Source organism: Paenibacillus albidus, assembly GCF_014644435.1.
GTDB lineage: Bacteria > Bacillota > Bacilli > Paenibacillales > Paenibacillaceae > Paenibacillus_AQ > Paenibacillus_AQ albidus.
The window spans coordinates 242,865-257,848 of sequence record NZ_BMKR01000007.1 but is presented as its reverse complement, the minus strand read 5'-3'; the positions used below and the strand labels follow the sequence as shown (position 1 = coordinate 257,848).

Below are 14,984 nucleotides of genomic sequence, written 5' to 3'. Positions count from 1 at the left end.
ATATCGACATAGAAATCTGTTTTTAATTTTAACTGTATATAGTTAGGAGAAGCATATGAACTTAGAACAAGCAGAGAAAATTGTTAATGCATATGGAGCAGCTTTAGCATCTGGAAAAGATGGAGAAATGGCTAGAAAGATGTCTATTCTTCCATGTGATAAAGAAACAATTATTAAAGCATACAAATTGTTTATTGCACACCTAATTGAGTACAGAAGTTTTGACGAGAAAACAAAGGATGGATTTATAGTTTCTCTAAGTGGAATTGGTTCATTTATTGAAGATGAGAATGCGGATAATTTTAATCGATCGATTAAACAATACAAGACTGGAATGAATAAAGAATATGTTACTTCAGAAGAGTATCGTAACTTTATGAGTAACATAGTAGATGTAAACTTAATGGAAGAGATAGAACAGTTTATTTCAGATGTAAGTGAACTGGATGAAGAGGATTCTTTATACCATCAAAGGGTTTATACGCTTGCAGGAATTGAATATGTCCCTGAGAAACAAAGACAAGATTTACAAATGGCAAATCTGGCATATGAAAAGAATAAGAATGGCCTAATTCCGAATTCCCTACTTATGTTATTTCTTTTTCTATTATCTAGGTACACCTTTGTTGGAGTATATGGGCTGTGGCTTATCATAGTGTTAGTTGGTTTCCAAACCATTAGATATGCAATTACGCTGATATCTGGTATTGTGTTACTTTTTCTTGGTGGAGAAAATAGAGTGTCAAGATCCCTGAATTGGAAAACTACCTTCATTATGACGCTGGAATTAGGTATTGATTTTGCTTTTGTAATCCCCCTATATCTTTACTTTTATTGAAATACTAGAAATAAAGCAGAGGTGATAGTAAATGAGCAGTCTAATTGTCATAGCTAGGAATTTAAATGATTCACTTACCGATTACACGACCATACATGATGGGATATTTAAGAAGACGCTAAGGAAGACAGTTCCCATTCCATTCCTTTTTAAAGCTATTAATTTTCAAGAATTAGAGCAGAAACTTCAAACTGTTCATAATGATCTATCAAGATATAAAACACAAGTTAATGATATAAGACAGTCAGGAAGCGAAGACATAAATAAGTGCAATATTTTTATTGAGTATGTTGATAAGCTCATATATGCAGTACAGCTTCTACAAGGAATAACAAGGAACCTATTCTTAAAGAGCCAAGGTGATAACACGTACAAGCTTAGTGAACATACAGAGCTTGTGAAGAGATATGAGACGGCAGTAGATGCTTATTATTCGCTGGGAGATAAGATGAATAGTGTATTTTCTTAGGCAAAACAAGGAGCAGACATCAATGAATAATGCTTTTATTCTCTCATTCTCAGTTGCAGTAGGTTCTATCGTTATGTTAATCCTGAATCTGATATTCTTTGGTAGTAGTATAGCTACTACAATACTTGGTGCATCTACAGCATTGAATTGCGCTGTATTATCTACATTTTATAGAGAAGAGTCATTAGAAACGTTGAAAAGGATGTTTGGGAAGAGATAAAGGGAGTGAAGCTATAAGTGTGGGATACTCCAGAAGAAATAGAGGCCGATAAGAAAACGATAATCAGCATTCTAAAGCAAACAGGTATAAATGTTGAAGATGAACAGATTCGTTTTGTAGATAGTGGAAATCGACATAAATCTAAATATCCAAAGAACCATATAGCTATTTATACATTTCAATATCAAGGTGTTTCTTGAAAATTGGTAAGGTGAGCGAGAAGAATAAATCAAGATTCTACAGCCACCATTACCATCCAAGTAGAAATCAAAGTAATTTATCAAAATCTATACTTGCTGATCCAACAATGAGTATCCATAACCTTGATGATGATACCGTTGGAGACTGGATCAGAATGAATACTAAGCGTGTAGATTTGATTATTGATGCTTCATTAGGGCTTTTTGCTCTAAACCTTATAGAAGCAATTCTACACGCCTTGTACAAGCCAAGGTATGAGGGGAATAAGAATCTGCGGGATGATATTTGAGCAAAGGAGATACTATGAAGGAGACACAATTCAGAGTATTTTTAGAATCACTGGATAGTATTAAAAGTAAATATGATGCTGTTAGTTCAAGAATCAGTAGAGCTAATAGAATTGAAAAAGTTCTTATGGTTGACCTGGACACAGTAGTTAAAGATGACTACAATACCTACCAAACACTTTTAGGAATACAAACCGAGTTTGGTGATAAAAATGGCGCAATTCAGAATGCTTTGAGAAAATACTATCTTTTTACACATGGTAAAGAGTTTCCTTCAGTAGCAAAATGTAAGAAGGAATTTAGGGGGGGATATGATGCCTGAAATAGCATATCAAGATATTAAGCAAAGTACCTTTTATCCTCTAATAATGAATTACTTGTGTTCAGTGCATGGAATATTTGAACTCTCATCAAGGTTTTTAATAAATCTCTTTAAAGATAGTGATAAAGAAAAAATTGATCATATGATTAGTGGATTAGTTATAAACGATAAAACGAAAGAAGAGTTTAAAAACAACTTTAATCTTACTCCCTTAATGGGGAATCAAATATTAACTTTCTCAGGGACACAACCTAACGTTGTTATAGATATTGATGATCTGGCTAATCAGGTGTTGGAGTACAATAAAGACGGATTTGATTACCTTTTTCATGGTGCTTTATACTTTTTAATAATTAATTCCTATGCATTGACTGTTGATAAGCATTATTCAGATGATCCACTTTGGCAATTTTATAGACATGTTAGAAATGCTGCAGCTCATGGAGGAAAGTTTAATTTTAACAAAAACCAACCAGATAAACCTTCAGAATGGAAGAACATGAGGTTAGAAGCATCATTAAATAAAACGCACTTAATAGATACCATAGATCAGAAAGGTTATATGAAATTCGGAGATATAATTCTACTTCTATTGGATATAGAAAATAAATTTGGTATAGTTCTAGATTTTTAATGTTAATGCCCAAGCCCTGAGACACGTTCTCTAGGGCATTTTTATTGTGTCTGCATATTAGAGCGTCCGACCATTGGTCATTCATTACAACGAGTTATGTAAGCTGTGAATGGTATTACAGTATGTACTATTTGTTAGATGATTCCTCTTCAAACTGCATGAGTATTGAAATGTCGGTGATTTCCAATGCAGCCGCAATCTTTTCAATGTTTGCAATGTTCAGTTCTGAAAATTTGTTGTTGCATAGGTTTGAAATTTTTGATTGAGGAACAGTAGACATAGCTTCTAGCTCTTTTTGTGTAATCCCTTTTTGTTTTAAAACTTCTTTCAGTTTTATTATAAGTCGCACAAAAAAATCCTCCTTTAGTGAGTTGACAATATTACGATATCGTGATAAATTAATATCACGACAAGATGATAACTACTTTATAGTACCATTTCCAAAAAGGAATGTACACCATTTCCTTTATTTAACTATGCCCACATCCACATTCCACTTACCAACTGAAAGGAGCAACATAAATGTCCAAACCAATTACACATCGAATCAGCATCTTCACCTCTAAGCTCAATCTCTACAGTAGACAACGGTACGATTACCTGTTACGCCGTAGTGATAAGGAAGCACCTTCTAATCGCTTTGACAGGTTGATGGTGTACAAGAATCTAATGCACCAACAATTTGAACAGTAACCAAAAGGAGCGATCAACAATGTCAACTTTATCAATTTGTGAACATGCTCAACCAATAACTGAAATTATGAATTGGTTGAAACCGTCATTTGAAGCACGCATTGAGTCATTATACGATGAGTTTTTCAGTAACGACAGACAGAATAGTTATAATAAGCTGTTTGATTTACTCGATCAAGAAGCAATTCCTAATAAAATAATAAATCAGATTGAAGACATATTTGTTGAGGGATGTATGATGATGATTGAACACAGTTATAAATGTGGAGTTGAAGAAGTCCTACGCCTAAAATCAATCTGAAAAGGGAGATAACAACGATGAATGAACAGATTACTATTCAACAAGTTGCTTTTACTATAAATGTTGACCCGAAGGCTTTCATGCTTACTGAACAGCTAGAAGTAGTATTATCCACTCAGGTGTGAAATGAATGATTTTTTGGTTAATACAATTGGATATGACTGCAAAGAAGCCAGTGACAGAAGAGAGTTGGGTGACATTCTGATGAAGTTGAGAAACGAAAAGTTGAAGGAAAATAAATTATCGTTGACTGAGTTTGTTAAAAGGTTTGAAGTTGATCCAGTGGGAGCGCTTAGTCATTTGCTGGTTGAGAAAATTAAACCTATTCACGTGAAACGAATCAATGAATACATAGCAACACCTGAACAGATATATGAATTGCATACTGAATATCCAGAAATGCACTTGTTTGGACTTTTGAATCGGTTGTAGCAGATAAACGACAAGAGAGGGAAGGGGATAGATAGAGTGAAGCGATATAGGACAGGGAAGTTGTTGAACGGGAAATTATACGTTAAAACCCAGGGAGGGAACTGGTTAGCATTGAAGGGAATAGCTGAATTGATTAGAGAAGAACAAGGCTGTCACTGATTATGGTGATGGTCTTTTTTTATGGATGCATTTATTATAATTGTATGTTGAACCCTGTAACATATTGTATAATTATATAAAGAAGAATTCATAAGGAGAATACATATGAAGAAGAAGCTGCAGGTTTTTATTTCATCTACCTATACAGATATGATAGAGGAACGACAAGCGGCTGTCTCTGCCGTTCTGAACTCTGGACATATTCCTGCTGGTATGGAGTTGTTTAAGTCTGGTGACCAATCACAGAAAACAACTATAATGCGCTGGATACAAGAATCAGACGTTTATATGCTGATCCTGGGTGGAAGATATGGGAGTATTGATGCTGAGTCAGGTAAGAGTTATACGCATTGGGAATATGACTATGCTGGCGAATTGGGTAAGCGTAGATTTGCGATTGTGATTGATGATAAGAAGTTAGACGAGAAAGCTAGAGAAAATAAGGACTATTTGGAACGTGAACACTACAAAGAGTATCAAGCCTTTAAAACTGAGGTATTGGGAAATATTTCAAAATTCTATGAAGACTTAAAGGATATAAGATTAGCAACAATGGAATCTCTGAAGGAGTTTGAATCTGACGATAGCTTGATTGGTTGGGTTAAGGCTGATCAAGCTGGTGGTGCAGTGGAGACACTAAAAGAGAATGTGGCATTGTTAAAGGAAATTGCAAAGTTGAAAGCTGAATTAGAAAAAGCAAAGGAGAAGGAACAACAGAAAGAGAAGGTAATGATTAATGGATGGGACTATGAAGAATTAAAAGACACGCTTGCTAAAATCATTATTGAAACTCCTAACGGATTTAAAAGAGAGGATAAAGAAAAAAATAGCAGCTTGTTAGTCTGGTTCGTAACTTTTGAAGATATATTTAATATCGGAATTACTAATAGTAATGTTGCCCTCAATGAAGAATCTGATTTGTTTCATACTATAGCTCCAAAATTAATTTCTTATGGTTTATTGGAAAAAATTAAAGTAACTGGGGTGAAATACGAAAAGATTCAAACATCAAAAGAAGGACTTAAATTTTTAGCAAAATATCAAATGGAGAAAGTAAAATCACTACCTCCAATCCAGTATGAAAAAATTGAAGTAAAGCAGGAAGATCAAGAATAGGTCAAGAATAGGTCAAGATCCTATTAACTTGGAATGAAAGTAAAAATAGCAAATATATCTCTTCTACTCCGCGATTAACGTTATAATGCGATAACGTGTCCTGTCAATGTAAAAGCCTTTACACATAAGGCTTTTTCCTTTGTGTGAATTCATGCATTTCTCACTCATAATTATACATAAAACATGCATAAACACTGTGTATATTACATAATAATACATCATTATTCACGATGATAATTACGATTACACTATTTTAGACATATTTTCACATTGAAACCCTTTTAAACATTGACTTTCCCCATGTTTACGATGTGAATATTTCGATTATAATTCATTTCCTTATGCATACTCTACACGTATCTCGACACGGTAAAGCCTATATACATCAACCCTTTTTCCCCTCTTGATCCACCTTTAGACAACGCCTAATAGTCCTGTAGCCGCTCCTAACAAGCAATAATCCCTTATCCCATCTACGTTCTACCGTGTTCGATGTAGTTTGTAACACTCAATGTATAGAATATCCTTATGTATAAAGCAAATCGGACGATGTCGTCCGTTTTTACCGTGAATTCCCCGTGTATAGTTATTGAGTGTTGCAACTAAGCGAGAGTACGTACTCTTAAAATTCCACTATTTGTTAATGTAACGGTACGTACCGTCAATATAGATATTACTGGTTATGGTCTCATTTGAAATGATGGCACCTAATAAATCTAAATTACAAGATGACTTGTAATATGAAATAGGTATCTTTGCTTATGAATCTCTTCTATATATCTATTTCACAGCAAAATCACTCTAAAATTATAATGCCACATAACAACAATTATGTTGCAAAACCAGCTGATAATAGGTACAATAAGTATATCAAATGCAACATAATTTATCGGGAATCAACCTAGACATAATGCAACATAATTGATAGGAGTGGAAGCCATGATTCAATTATTTGAACAGCATCTACATAACAATGAAATGAGTATCAACACAGTTAAAAGCTACGTACTTAATGTAAGTGGATATATGAAATGGTTTGAGGAAAGTAAAGGGACAGATTTTAAAAAGTTGCACAGAGAGAATGTCAAAGACTACATTTCATATTTGAAGACGATTAAGAAGAACAGTGCTTCATCCATTAACGCTAAGATTTCAGCATTGATTAAGTTTAATGATTTCCTCATTGAGTCTAATGTCCAGACTGAACAAGCAATCAGCAAGAAGGATATGCTCAAGCTTCAGACGCAATATGCTTCACTGGCTACCGTTGGACTGGCAGATGTTGAGAAGTTCCGACAATTAGTATTAGAGTCAGATTCTAAACGTAACTATGCTATTGTGTCATTACTGGCTTATTGTGGCCTACGTATTAGCGAGTGCTTAAATATTGGTGTGAATGACTACAATCTAACATCGCGAGAATTAATTGTGTCTGAGGGTAAAGGGAAGAAGCAACGCACCGTAATCATAAGCAACAAAGTGAAGACAGCAATGCAAAGCTGGATCAAGGAGAGAAGTGACAAGGGAATAGATAGTGAATACCTGTTTGTGAGCAATAGAGGAAGCAGAATAGACAGAACAGTAATCAATAAGCTGTTCAAGCAGTATTCAGCTGTTATTGGGAAAGAGTTAACACCACACGATTTGCGCCACTTCTTCTGTTCCCATGCTCTAGAGAATGACATGAGTGTCCATGAGGTAGCTAACCAAGCAGGGCATAGCAATATACATACCACGTTGCTATATACCAATCCGACCAGAGATAAGATGTTAGCTAAGATGGATAGACTATAACCACATAGCCACTAACACAGCCTGTACACTTATGTATGGGCTTTAGCTATACCTATCTACATAACTCTATACACAAAGAAAGAATCCCTAACTGAAAGGGATTCCTACTGTTAATGTCTATTTTATGGTTTAGTTGTTCTCTTAGTGATTGCCATGTGTATTGCCCTATTTAGATGCTAGGAAATAGCCTGAGGGGCATCACCGCTTAATATAATCCAGTGACCAATAGTATAAAAGCTTCATCAGTTATTAGGGGGGGGACATTTACATCAAAAAAAGTAGTCGTATTCAAAATAAATCCTATAGCACATCTACTCACACAGTATGGTTATCATTTTCTATTTTTGAAATGCGCCTGAACTGTTGAAACATTGTGAACTATAAATGCTTACGATATAATAGAGATGGAAATCAATTATGCGTATCAATATTCAAGCCGTATGCCAATAAAGTGTCTGAATAATTACATAACCAAGAAGTGAAATCCCTTATCCCATAAGGGCTATACCATTAATATCTCCAAATCCAAGCCAACTAACTCGGAATTTATTGCCATGGTAGCCGACAAGCTGCGGATTGAGCATAAGGTTTCTTGAAAGGGTAAGGATTAGTGAGTGGTAAGGATTCGATAAACTTGTTTTGCTCTAATTACATTTCCCATCTCACCCGATAAACCTTTTTGGTTTATTGGGTTTTGTTTTTAGAACAGGACCTATAAATGATCATATATACCTAAAATCCATATTCATGTAAAATAAGAATATCTTGTTTGAATGGAGTAAGTTTAGTGGTTAAGATTCTAAATGTTGTGGCTGCTTTATTTGTCTTGCTTGGTATTATTGGTTTTTTTGTTTCTTATCATGATGTTTCAGATCTGAAAAAGGACTCTGAGTTTTGGGAGCAGTCTGCAAGTGAGAATTAAGATAATAATCTTATTGGTGCCGAAGCAGATAATGCTAGGCAAAATTATGTTTCTCAGCTAACCATTTCAATGGTAACTTTGTTCTCAGGTATTGTTGTGGGAATATTTTTCTTAGCTCTTTCTAAAATTATTGCGGTTCTCGAACAGATCAGAGATAAGAAATCGGATTTCACGGTACCAATGATACATAATGCTAGTACAAGTGGCTCGGCTGTTTAAACCTTAGGTTGAACTCACTAGATCGCTCTCAAGAGAGTGGCTTTTTTGTTTGTATTATACAGGCTTACTGACAAAGAGCTGCGATAGGGAATTCTACCCGCTAATCGAGGAATATTGGCTCTGTCAGGAAGAATAGCGGGAATCACACCCGTTAATTTTATGGAATTGCCAGATGGGTGTGTTTTAGAAAAGAATAACGGGTGTTTTCCTCTAACAGGGTTAAAAGGGGCAAGACTGCAGATTTAAGGGGCGAATTTCCCTATAGTAGGGCTGCCGCAAGTCAGCGGTCCAACAACGTCCAAGTTACGGAGCTGCGCAAAAATCTAGGCCTGTGCACCTACCTCCGCTTAGCGGCAGTGGGTCACAGGCCTTTTAGTATGTATTATATCTCGCTGGTTTACACTCGAATATCCAGGGAAGCTCCGGGTTTATTTGCTGCGGATGGTGAAAGCGATGGGTTTTCATCACCTGCTGAACCGGCAGTTTTCGCTGATTTGTGGTTATTGTCTTTTTTGCCGGTTTCTTCGGCAGCGCTGCTGGATTCAACAGCTTGGGGTTTGGCTTCTTCTTTTGGAGTATCCTGAATATCCTCGACTAATTCTCCAATTTGTTTATCCACGTTGCGCAGATCGGATTTAATATCCTGAACCAGCTCACGTTTTTTTTGTAAAGTGGTATGCTCTGCGTTTTCCAGCATCATTGATTTCCCCGGATCGTTGCTCGAACCGCTGGTTAGAAGCAGGCGGTCGAAGCGGGCTTCACCTTCCACTGTCTTTATGGAGCCTTCCATACGGTCCTTGAGACCAACCATTTTACCTAAATGATCATAAGTAATGCTGTTTTTAAGTACAGCTTGCAGAGGAGCAGATTCGCGGTCTGGGGAGGGAGCTTTGTTGTCGGGTTTTCCTGAGCCTATACGATTTGCTTTTTCCTGCATTTCTTCAGCGCGGATCTGGGCAATTTGAGCATCAATTTCCTGCATGGAAGCCGTTAAGGACTGGACCCGCTCCATCTTCAGCTTGGAATCCAGCTTGTCGTTGGTACGAACCGACTGGATTTCTTCACTGATCCGGGATTTTTGCTGAATTAAGGACTGGATCTCCTTTTCTCTTGAGGGCACCGCTGCCTGGGCATTTGATAATCCTCTGCTTACAGGGGATATGGATGACATCTAAACTCTCCTTTCAAGTGCAATGGGAATTGTCGTGCATACCGATTATATCGGTCATTTGGAAGTGAATCCTAAGGATGATCTCCTAAATAATCCCTGAAGGTCTAGGTTATAGCTGGAGGTTTCGCCGGCGGATCAGCCTGCCGGGATACTCTGCATATAAAAATGAGCCGGGGGCAAGTTAAATAGTGATCACATTAAACGTTAAAAGGAGAATGAAGATGCCTCTTGGATCGCATGAAGCCCATGAGCTTAATGAGCTGCTGCTTAGCTGTACCAACTCTATACAAAGCATGGCTTTGTTCCTGAATCAAGCAAGCGATGTAGAGCTGAAAAATATGATTGAGCGCCACTATGCTGTGCACGTTCAGGATTATAACATGAAGGTGGAATTTGCGAACCGCTCCTACTCTCCCGACACTTTGAATGTTCCCGCCATGCAGATGAACACGGCAGTGGCTGCACCAGCCGCCCATTATCCGCCGATTGAGCCTCAGGTTAAGCTGCAGCAGCTGAATGACCGGGCGATTGCCACTTCCTACTTATTGACGCTGAAAAGAGCCGGCCGTGAATATGCCTGGTCTGCGTTTGAATGCAGTACACCCCAGCTGCGCTCTTTTTTGGAAAGTGCGTTTCAAATGTGTTCCCATCAAGCCTATGAGGTCTGGAGTTATATGGCGCGCAAAGGCGAGTATCCGGTTACTTACGCTTCTCCCGAAGCGTTGCAAGCCATGCAACAGATCTATCAGCCGGTTCCCGAACATCAGCCCGGGCAGTTGTATAGTTAAGCCGGCTTTCGGCCCTGCCCCTGCATACAGATGTCCGCACTTTAAAAGGCAGGTCCTCGGAATTACTGAGGCCTGCCTTTTTAGCTTTAATTTATGAAGGCTTATGATAGACTAATGATCGGATTCGACTTCCCGGGCTCCAAGCGACTGTACAGGACGGTTGTCATGCGGGAAAATGGCCTCAAACTTGCCGACCTGCGCCTCGGACCACTGAACCGGATGTTCCAGAACGACCCACTGCACGCCTTCTGTACACGGTGGGGTTGTCAGTGAACCCTGGTAGCGGAAGGAATCCATATCGGCGGGAAGCAGCTGGTTCAGATCAAACATCCCATCCAGTTCTACCTCTTGTTCACTCTCCTCTGCCGGAAGCACCGACCACAGCTTGTTCAACTCGGTATTTTCCGCACCTGCAGTGATGAGAGCCCCCAGAACGGCAATTTTTCCGTCTTCACTTTTATGTACAAAATGAAGCTCCATCTCGGCATTGTTGCCATCGATCTGATGTTCGCTGGGCAAGTGGAAATGAAACTGCTGCAGAGTGTAGCTTGTTCCTTCAATGGTGATTTGATTGTCCGGATTCTTCAGATTGACCTGAATCGTATGGCCATTGTTCACCATGGACACCCGGGAAGGGAAATATTTCGTTTGGATAGGGGAGAGGCCGGGATCTTCTTTTACCTTCTCGTGAGTGATGTTAATCGGAGACTGTGCCGTACCGACTTTGCAGGTAGTGAACAGCTGATCCAGTTCCGCCCAGTGCTCGGGAGAGGTCTCCCCTTCATAGGACCAATGTGCATGCTGGGCGCTTACTGCGGCGGCCGGTTGCTGTGTGGCTTCTGCAGTGCCGGTGGGTTCGCTATTTCCGCATCCCGCCAGCATGGACAAAGCCATGAGGGGTGTCAGAATGCGGGATATCTTTTTGATGTTGCTCATCATACGTAATCCTTCTTCCATTTTATGGGGTATTATCTGTTCTTATTGTAATTACTTAGATATGCCGGAAGCAAGTGAAAAAAGGCTCAATGTTGCGGGATGATTCGAACTGCCCACATTTTTAGTCTGGTCTTTAATGTACAAAGATAAAAATTGCAGGTATTAATTGTTATTATGAAACACAAATTGTTGTGTTGTGTTATGATAGTAGAGAGGTGACTCCTATGAATGATTTTGAGAACGATCCGGATGAGCTGGGGAACTTCATACGGCACATCAGAAAAGCCAGAGGATTAACCTTGAGAGGCCTGGAAGAGAAAAGCGGCATCAGTTATTCGCAGCTTAGCAAAATCGAACGGGGAGAAAGTATCCCGCTTAAAGATAATCTGGATAAAATTATTGATGCCTTAGGCACAGACCTCAAGAACCGGATGTATCACCTGGCGGATTATATGCCGGATATTGAATACATCAAGACCTTAAAGCAAGGGTATCAACTGCCGCAGCATAACCAGTCCCAGGATTACATTTATGAGAAAGCCTTTAACAAGCTCAAGGAGTTCCGGGCCAAGGAAGGCAAAGAAACCTCCTATGTTTCTTTTGATTCCAACGAGGTGATCGTATATGAAACGGAATATGGGGCAGGAATGGTAATTGAGAAGATTGAGAAATATAATCTTAACGATTGTCTGAACGATAAGTTCGAGGGAAGTCTGGACTCGTTAAGAAAACAGCCCCGCCGGGGCCGGCAGGCTTTTATGTTTGGCGAATGGCTTCGGGAATCCATTTATGAGCTGAAGGAAGAGGATCAGGAGTTTGTGATCCAGGGTTTGAAGGAATTTGCCCAATTCAAAGTGCAGCAAGTAAAAGGGGTCTACAAATAATGCTTTATCACAGCGGTTATCTCCAAAATGAATAATGTTGCCCTTCTTGCAGCCATCTATTCATCTTGATCCATAAAACAATAAAATGGTTAGACAGAAAAGGGGAACCTAACGATGAAGATTAACATGAAATTTACCAGCAAAGGGAAAGCCGCGATTGAGAACTTTAACAACGAGGAACTGCTGGAGATTTTCGCCCGTTACATTAAGACTTTGACCAAAAAATACGATATCGAAGTGGATGTTCCGCTGGACGTGAACCAGAATATTGTCGGAGACGGGGTCATCACAGCTACCGCTCAGAACGTAAAATGCGATGCGGACACTTTCTTTAAGGAATTGGGCCGAGACATCAAAGTCCCGCTCAAAAAAAGACTCGGCGGCAAGCTGGAGAATGTATTTAAAACAGAAATTATTGAATAACCTCCATATCAGGAGATCATACCATGAGACAGAGCCGCCTGCGGCCTGTCTTTTTGTTTACCCCGGAGCTTCTTTTTCATGGTATCTTAGGGAATGGAAGGCAGTACATCAATTCTGAGGATAACGGAGAGTCATGCTAATGAATTATGAATGTTTGATTGTGGATGATGAGGTGGTTCTGGCGGAATCCACCTGTGAGTATTTTAATCTGTTTGAAGTCAAATCGGCATATGTGACGAGTGCGGAGGCTTGTGAGCTTTTTTTACAGGAGCATGAAGTGTCCTTAATCCTCTTGGATATTAATCTGGGCCAGACCTCGGGTTTCGAACTGTGTAAAAAATTGCGGAAAACCACGCAGATCCCGATCCTGTTCATCAGTGCCCGTTCCAGCGAAGACGATGTGCTGATTGCCCTCAATATCGGCGGTGACGATTATATCCAGAAACCATATACACTCCGCATATTGCTGGCCAAGGTTAAAGCTGTTCTCAAAAGATATGGCAACCATAGTCAAGAGGACATGCTGGAGTTCGGCGGGGTAGAGATCGATTGCAGGTTGTCCCGTGTTCGGGTGAATGGCGTAGAAACAAAGTTCAAGACACTGGAATATAAGCTGCTTGTGTATTTGGCACAGCAAAAAAACAGGGTAGTTCCCAAAGAAGAGCTGTTCTCCAAAGTGTGGGGCGACTCGTTTACCGGAGATGGGACCCTGAACGTCCATATCCGTCATTTGCGCGAGAAAATCGAAGCCGATCCCAATAATCCACAACTTATCAAAACGGTGTGGGGGACCGGATACGTGCTGGAGGATGGCAGGCGATGAAAGCCAAAGCGATGCTTTTGACGATGCTGGTTGTATTGATTACAGGCATCTTGCTGTCGGTGCGGACGATTCAAACCCCGGTGAATACGGATGTGGATATGGTGATGGCCAACCAGCTCCTCAAGACAGTTGAGAGCCATTGGGAACAACCCCAGCAAGCGGATTACAGCGGAATCACACAGAAGTTTGTCGTCCTGGATCAAAGTGGGAGTGTTCGTTATCAATCGGCAGCAGGTTTGCCTGTCAGCATTAACGAGGCCATTCGTCACAGGGATCCGGTTCTGGATGTGCAGGTGGACGGGAAGCTTGCGGGCAAACTGATCCTTCGCGATGATTTCAGCACACAATTGCAGAGGGGCAAGGAGCAGCTGATGGCAGTAGTATGGGTTACTTTTACTGTGTTAATCGTGCTCGGCGTACTTTATGGGGTCTTTTTGAATCGTGTCGTGTTGACGCCATTTAGAAAGCTGCAGCGCTTTGCCTTGAACGTAGCCCGGGGGAACCTGGATATTCCGTTAAGCATGGATACCCATAATCCATTTGGCGCATTCACCGAAAGCTTCGATATTATGCGGGAGGAGCTGGCGGCAGCGCGCCAAAGTGAATATGAGGCCAACCGCAGCAAGAAAGAACTCGTTGCCAGCCTGAGCCATGATGTCAAGACGCCGGTCGCCTCCATTAAGGCCGTTAGCGAATTGCTGCTGCTGCGGGCTGACGATGAGAAAGTGATCAGACAACTGAACATGATCTACTCCAAAGCAGAGCAAATTGATCTGCTGGTTACCGATATGTTCCATGCGACACTGGAAGAATTAAAAGAGCTGAAGGTAAATGTTGCTGAGGAATACAGCAGGGTTCTGCAGGAAATCATCGCAAATGTGAATTATGACGGGCAAATTGTCTGTGAACGCATTCCGGACTGTCTCATCTTAACCGATGTGGTCCGCTTGCAGCAGGTCTTCGATAATGTAGTGAGCAACTCCTACAAATATGCAGGAACGGCTATCCATATTTCCCCTTCTATAACACCCTCCCATCTGCAGATCGAGATTAAGGACTATGGAAATGGGGTGAGCCCGGACGAGCTGCCGCTGTTGTTCAATAAATTTTACCGGGGCAATAACATCGCAGGCCGCAGCGGGGCAGGTCTCGGACTGTTTATTTCCAAATATCTCATGCAAAGTATGCAGGGCGAAATTGAATGCCACAACCGGGATGACGGCTTTTCAGTCACGCTCCGCATCCGGCTTGTTTGACGATTTAAGAAACGGTTAAGGATTGGACAAAGATTCAGTAAGGATTGATTTTGTATGATAGGACGGTAATCCATCTTACAAACTATCCATAAAGGA

20 protein-coding genes and 1 pseudogene are annotated in these 14,984 nt (G+C 40.1%); 18 read left to right on the top strand and 3 right to left on the bottom strand.

All coding sequences use genetic code 11. The features are described from left to right. Positions 1-55 precede the first annotated feature (55 nt). From IEY53_RS10885 to IEY53_RS10855, 7 genes are read left to right on the top strand one after another with little or no spacing between them, the layout of a single operon-like run. A complete protein-coding gene (locus tag IEY53_RS10885) occupies positions 56-838 on the top strand; it encodes a hypothetical protein (protein WP_189024762.1) in 783 nt (260 codons plus the stop codon). A gap of 31 nt (positions 839-869) precedes the next feature. Further along, positions 870-1,307 (top strand): hypothetical protein, encoded by a 438-nt coding sequence (locus tag IEY53_RS10880; RefSeq protein WP_189024760.1) that lies wholly within the window; start codon positions 870-872, stop codon positions 1,305-1,307. Positions 1,308-1,329: 22 nt separating this feature from the next. Further along, on the top strand, positions 1,330-1,527 hold the full coding sequence (locus tag IEY53_RS10875; RefSeq protein WP_189024758.1) for a hypothetical protein: 198 nt from the start codon (positions 1,330-1,332) through the stop codon (positions 1,525-1,527). A 17-nt stretch (positions 1,528-1,544) separates the two neighbouring features. After that, complete coding sequence (locus IEY53_RS10870; protein ID WP_189024757.1) at positions 1,545-1,727, top strand: hypothetical protein; 183 nt, start codon at positions 1,545-1,547, stop codon at positions 1,725-1,727. After that, the gene (locus IEY53_RS10865) at positions 1,724-2,017 is read left to right on the top strand and encodes a hypothetical protein (protein ID WP_189024755.1); all 294 of its coding nucleotides are present in this window, start codon (positions 1,724-1,726) and stop codon (positions 2,015-2,017) included. The genes IEY53_RS10870 and IEY53_RS10865 overlap by 4 nt, the downstream gene beginning before the upstream one ends. Positions 2,018-2,031: 14 nt before the next feature. Beyond that, the gene (locus IEY53_RS10860; RefSeq protein WP_189024753.1) at positions 2,032-2,337 is read left to right on the top strand and encodes a hypothetical protein; all 306 of its coding nucleotides are present in this window, start codon (positions 2,032-2,034) and stop codon (positions 2,335-2,337) included. Further along, the gene (locus IEY53_RS10855; RefSeq protein WP_189024751.1) at positions 2,330-2,971 is read left to right on the top strand and encodes a hypothetical protein; all 642 of its coding nucleotides are present in this window, start codon (positions 2,330-2,332) and stop codon (positions 2,969-2,971) included. The genes IEY53_RS10860 and IEY53_RS10855 overlap by 8 nt, the downstream gene beginning before the upstream one ends. Before the next feature lie 127 nt (positions 2,972-3,098). On the opposite strand, the gene IEY53_RS10850 is transcribed toward IEY53_RS10855, so the two are convergent. After that, the gene (locus tag IEY53_RS10850) at positions 3,099-3,320 is read right to left on the bottom strand and encodes a helix-turn-helix domain-containing protein (RefSeq protein WP_189024749.1); all 222 of its coding nucleotides are present in this window, start codon (positions 3,318-3,320) and stop codon (positions 3,099-3,101) included. 363 nt (positions 3,321-3,683) lie between these two features. On the opposite strand from IEY53_RS10850, the gene IEY53_RS10845 reads away from it, so the two are divergent. The 6 genes and pseudogenes from IEY53_RS10845 to IEY53_RS35720 all read left to right on the top strand — a co-directional run bounded on the left by IEY53_RS10845 (position 3,684) and on the right by IEY53_RS35720 (position 8,388). Next, positions 3,684-3,965, top strand: a complete 282-nt coding sequence (locus tag IEY53_RS10845; RefSeq protein ID WP_189024747.1) for a hypothetical protein — start codon at positions 3,684-3,686, stop codon at positions 3,963-3,965. A gap of 126 nt (positions 3,966-4,091) precedes the next feature. Beyond that, the gene (locus IEY53_RS10840) at positions 4,092-4,397 is read left to right on the top strand and encodes a hypothetical protein (protein ID WP_189024745.1); all 306 of its coding nucleotides are present in this window, start codon (positions 4,092-4,094) and stop codon (positions 4,395-4,397) included. A gap of 264 nt (positions 4,398-4,661) precedes the next feature. After that, on the top strand, positions 4,662-5,672 hold the full coding sequence (locus tag IEY53_RS10835) for a DUF4062 domain-containing protein (RefSeq protein ID WP_189024743.1): 1,011 nt from the start codon (positions 4,662-4,664) through the stop codon (positions 5,670-5,672). A gap of 939 nt (positions 5,673-6,611) precedes the next feature. After that, complete coding sequence (locus tag IEY53_RS10830; RefSeq protein ID WP_189024741.1) at positions 6,612-7,466, top strand: tyrosine-type recombinase/integrase; 855 nt, start codon at positions 6,612-6,614, stop codon at positions 7,464-7,466. Between the two features lie 500 nt (positions 7,467-7,966). Next, a pseudogene (locus IEY53_RS10825) lies at positions 7,967-8,062 on the top strand (sporulation transcription factor Spo0A); the annotation flags it as partial. 191 nt (positions 8,063-8,253) lie between these two features. Next, positions 8,254-8,388 (top strand): hypothetical protein, encoded by a 135-nt coding sequence (locus IEY53_RS35720; protein WP_268240765.1) that lies wholly within the window; start codon positions 8,254-8,256, stop codon positions 8,386-8,388. A 616-nt stretch (positions 8,389-9,004) separates the two neighbouring features. On the opposite strand, the gene IEY53_RS10820 is transcribed toward IEY53_RS35720, so the two are convergent. Further along, on the bottom strand, positions 9,005-9,778 hold the full coding sequence (locus tag IEY53_RS10820) for a FlxA-like family protein (RefSeq protein ID WP_189024739.1): 774 nt from the start codon (positions 9,776-9,778) through the stop codon (positions 9,005-9,007). Between the two features lie 221 nt (positions 9,779-9,999). On the opposite strand from IEY53_RS10820, the gene IEY53_RS10815 reads away from it, so the two are divergent. Further along, positions 10,000-10,566, top strand: coding sequence for a spore coat protein (locus IEY53_RS10815; RefSeq protein ID WP_189024737.1), 567 nt, complete (start codon positions 10,000-10,002; stop codon positions 10,564-10,566). A gap of 111 nt (positions 10,567-10,677) precedes the next feature. On the opposite strand, the gene IEY53_RS10810 is transcribed toward IEY53_RS10815, so the two are convergent. Next, positions 10,678-11,502, bottom strand: coding sequence for a carbonic anhydrase (locus IEY53_RS10810; RefSeq protein ID WP_229696081.1), 825 nt, complete (start codon positions 11,500-11,502; stop codon positions 10,678-10,680). Between the two features lie 224 nt (positions 11,503-11,726). On the opposite strand from IEY53_RS10810, the gene IEY53_RS10805 reads away from it, so the two are divergent. The 4 genes from IEY53_RS10805 to IEY53_RS10790 all read left to right on the top strand — a co-directional run bounded on the left by IEY53_RS10805 (position 11,727) and on the right by IEY53_RS10790 (position 14,888). Continuing rightward, on the top strand, positions 11,727-12,386 hold the full coding sequence (locus tag IEY53_RS10805) for a helix-turn-helix domain-containing protein (RefSeq protein WP_189024733.1): 660 nt from the start codon (positions 11,727-11,729) through the stop codon (positions 12,384-12,386). A 114-nt stretch (positions 12,387-12,500) separates the two neighbouring features. Continuing rightward, complete coding sequence (locus IEY53_RS10800; RefSeq protein WP_189024731.1) at positions 12,501-12,809, top strand: hypothetical protein; 309 nt, start codon at positions 12,501-12,503, stop codon at positions 12,807-12,809. 139 nt (positions 12,810-12,948) lie between these two features. Next, complete coding sequence (locus IEY53_RS10795) at positions 12,949-13,632, top strand: response regulator transcription factor (RefSeq protein WP_189024729.1); 684 nt, start codon at positions 12,949-12,951, stop codon at positions 13,630-13,632. Beyond that, positions 13,629-14,888, top strand: coding sequence for a HAMP domain-containing sensor histidine kinase (locus IEY53_RS10790; protein ID WP_189024727.1), 1,260 nt, complete (start codon positions 13,629-13,631; stop codon positions 14,886-14,888). Before IEY53_RS10795 ends, IEY53_RS10790 begins: the two co-directional genes overlap by 4 nt. The last annotated feature ends 96 nt before the right edge of the window (positions 14,889-14,984 follow it).

What these genes read in the sequence shown, in the direction of transcription:
- IEY53_RS10875 (WP_189024758.1), top strand. Translation starts at nt 1,330, where the DNA reads ATGAATAATGCTTTTATTCTCTCATTCTCAGTTGCAGTAGGTTCTATC.
- IEY53_RS10845 (WP_189024747.1), top strand. Translation starts at nt 3,684, where the DNA reads ATGTCAACTTTATCAATTTGTGAACATGCTCAACCAATAACTGAAATT.
- IEY53_RS10790 (WP_189024727.1), top strand. Translation starts at nt 13,629, where the DNA reads ATGAAAGCCAAAGCGATGCTTTTGACGATGCTGGTTGTATTGATTACA.
- IEY53_RS10860 (WP_189024753.1), top strand. Translation starts at nt 2,032, where the DNA reads ATGAAGGAGACACAATTCAGAGTATTTTTAGAATCACTGGATAGTATT.
- IEY53_RS10880 (WP_189024760.1), top strand. Translation starts at nt 870, where the DNA reads ATGAGCAGTCTAATTGTCATAGCTAGGAATTTAAATGATTCACTTACC.
- IEY53_RS10805 (WP_189024733.1), top strand. Translation starts at nt 11,727, where the DNA reads ATGAATGATTTTGAGAACGATCCGGATGAGCTGGGGAACTTCATACGG.
- IEY53_RS10835 (WP_189024743.1), top strand. Translation starts at nt 4,662, where the DNA reads ATGAAGAAGAAGCTGCAGGTTTTTATTTCATCTACCTATACAGATATG.
- IEY53_RS10840 (WP_189024745.1), top strand. Translation starts at nt 4,092, where the DNA reads ATGAATGATTTTTTGGTTAATACAATTGGATATGACTGCAAAGAAGCC.
- IEY53_RS10885 (WP_189024762.1), top strand. Translation starts at nt 56, where the DNA reads ATGAACTTAGAACAAGCAGAGAAAATTGTTAATGCATATGGAGCAGCT.
- IEY53_RS10815 (WP_189024737.1), top strand. Translation starts at nt 10,000, where the DNA reads ATGCCTCTTGGATCGCATGAAGCCCATGAGCTTAATGAGCTGCTGCTT.
- IEY53_RS10795 (WP_189024729.1), top strand. Translation starts at nt 12,949, where the DNA reads ATGAATTATGAATGTTTGATTGTGGATGATGAGGTGGTTCTGGCGGAA.
- IEY53_RS10810 (WP_229696081.1), bottom strand. Translation starts at nt 11,502, where the DNA reads ATGAGCAACATCAAAAAGATATCCCGCATTCTGACACCCCTCATGGCT.
- IEY53_RS10855 (WP_189024751.1), top strand. Translation starts at nt 2,330, where the DNA reads ATGCCTGAAATAGCATATCAAGATATTAAGCAAAGTACCTTTTATCCT.
- IEY53_RS10800 (WP_189024731.1), top strand. Translation starts at nt 12,501, where the DNA reads ATGAAGATTAACATGAAATTTACCAGCAAAGGGAAAGCCGCGATTGAG.
- IEY53_RS10830 (WP_189024741.1), top strand. Translation starts at nt 6,612, where the DNA reads ATGATTCAATTATTTGAACAGCATCTACATAACAATGAAATGAGTATC.
- IEY53_RS10820 (WP_189024739.1), bottom strand. Translation starts at nt 9,778, where the DNA reads ATGTCATCCATATCCCCTGTAAGCAGAGGATTATCAAATGCCCAGGCA.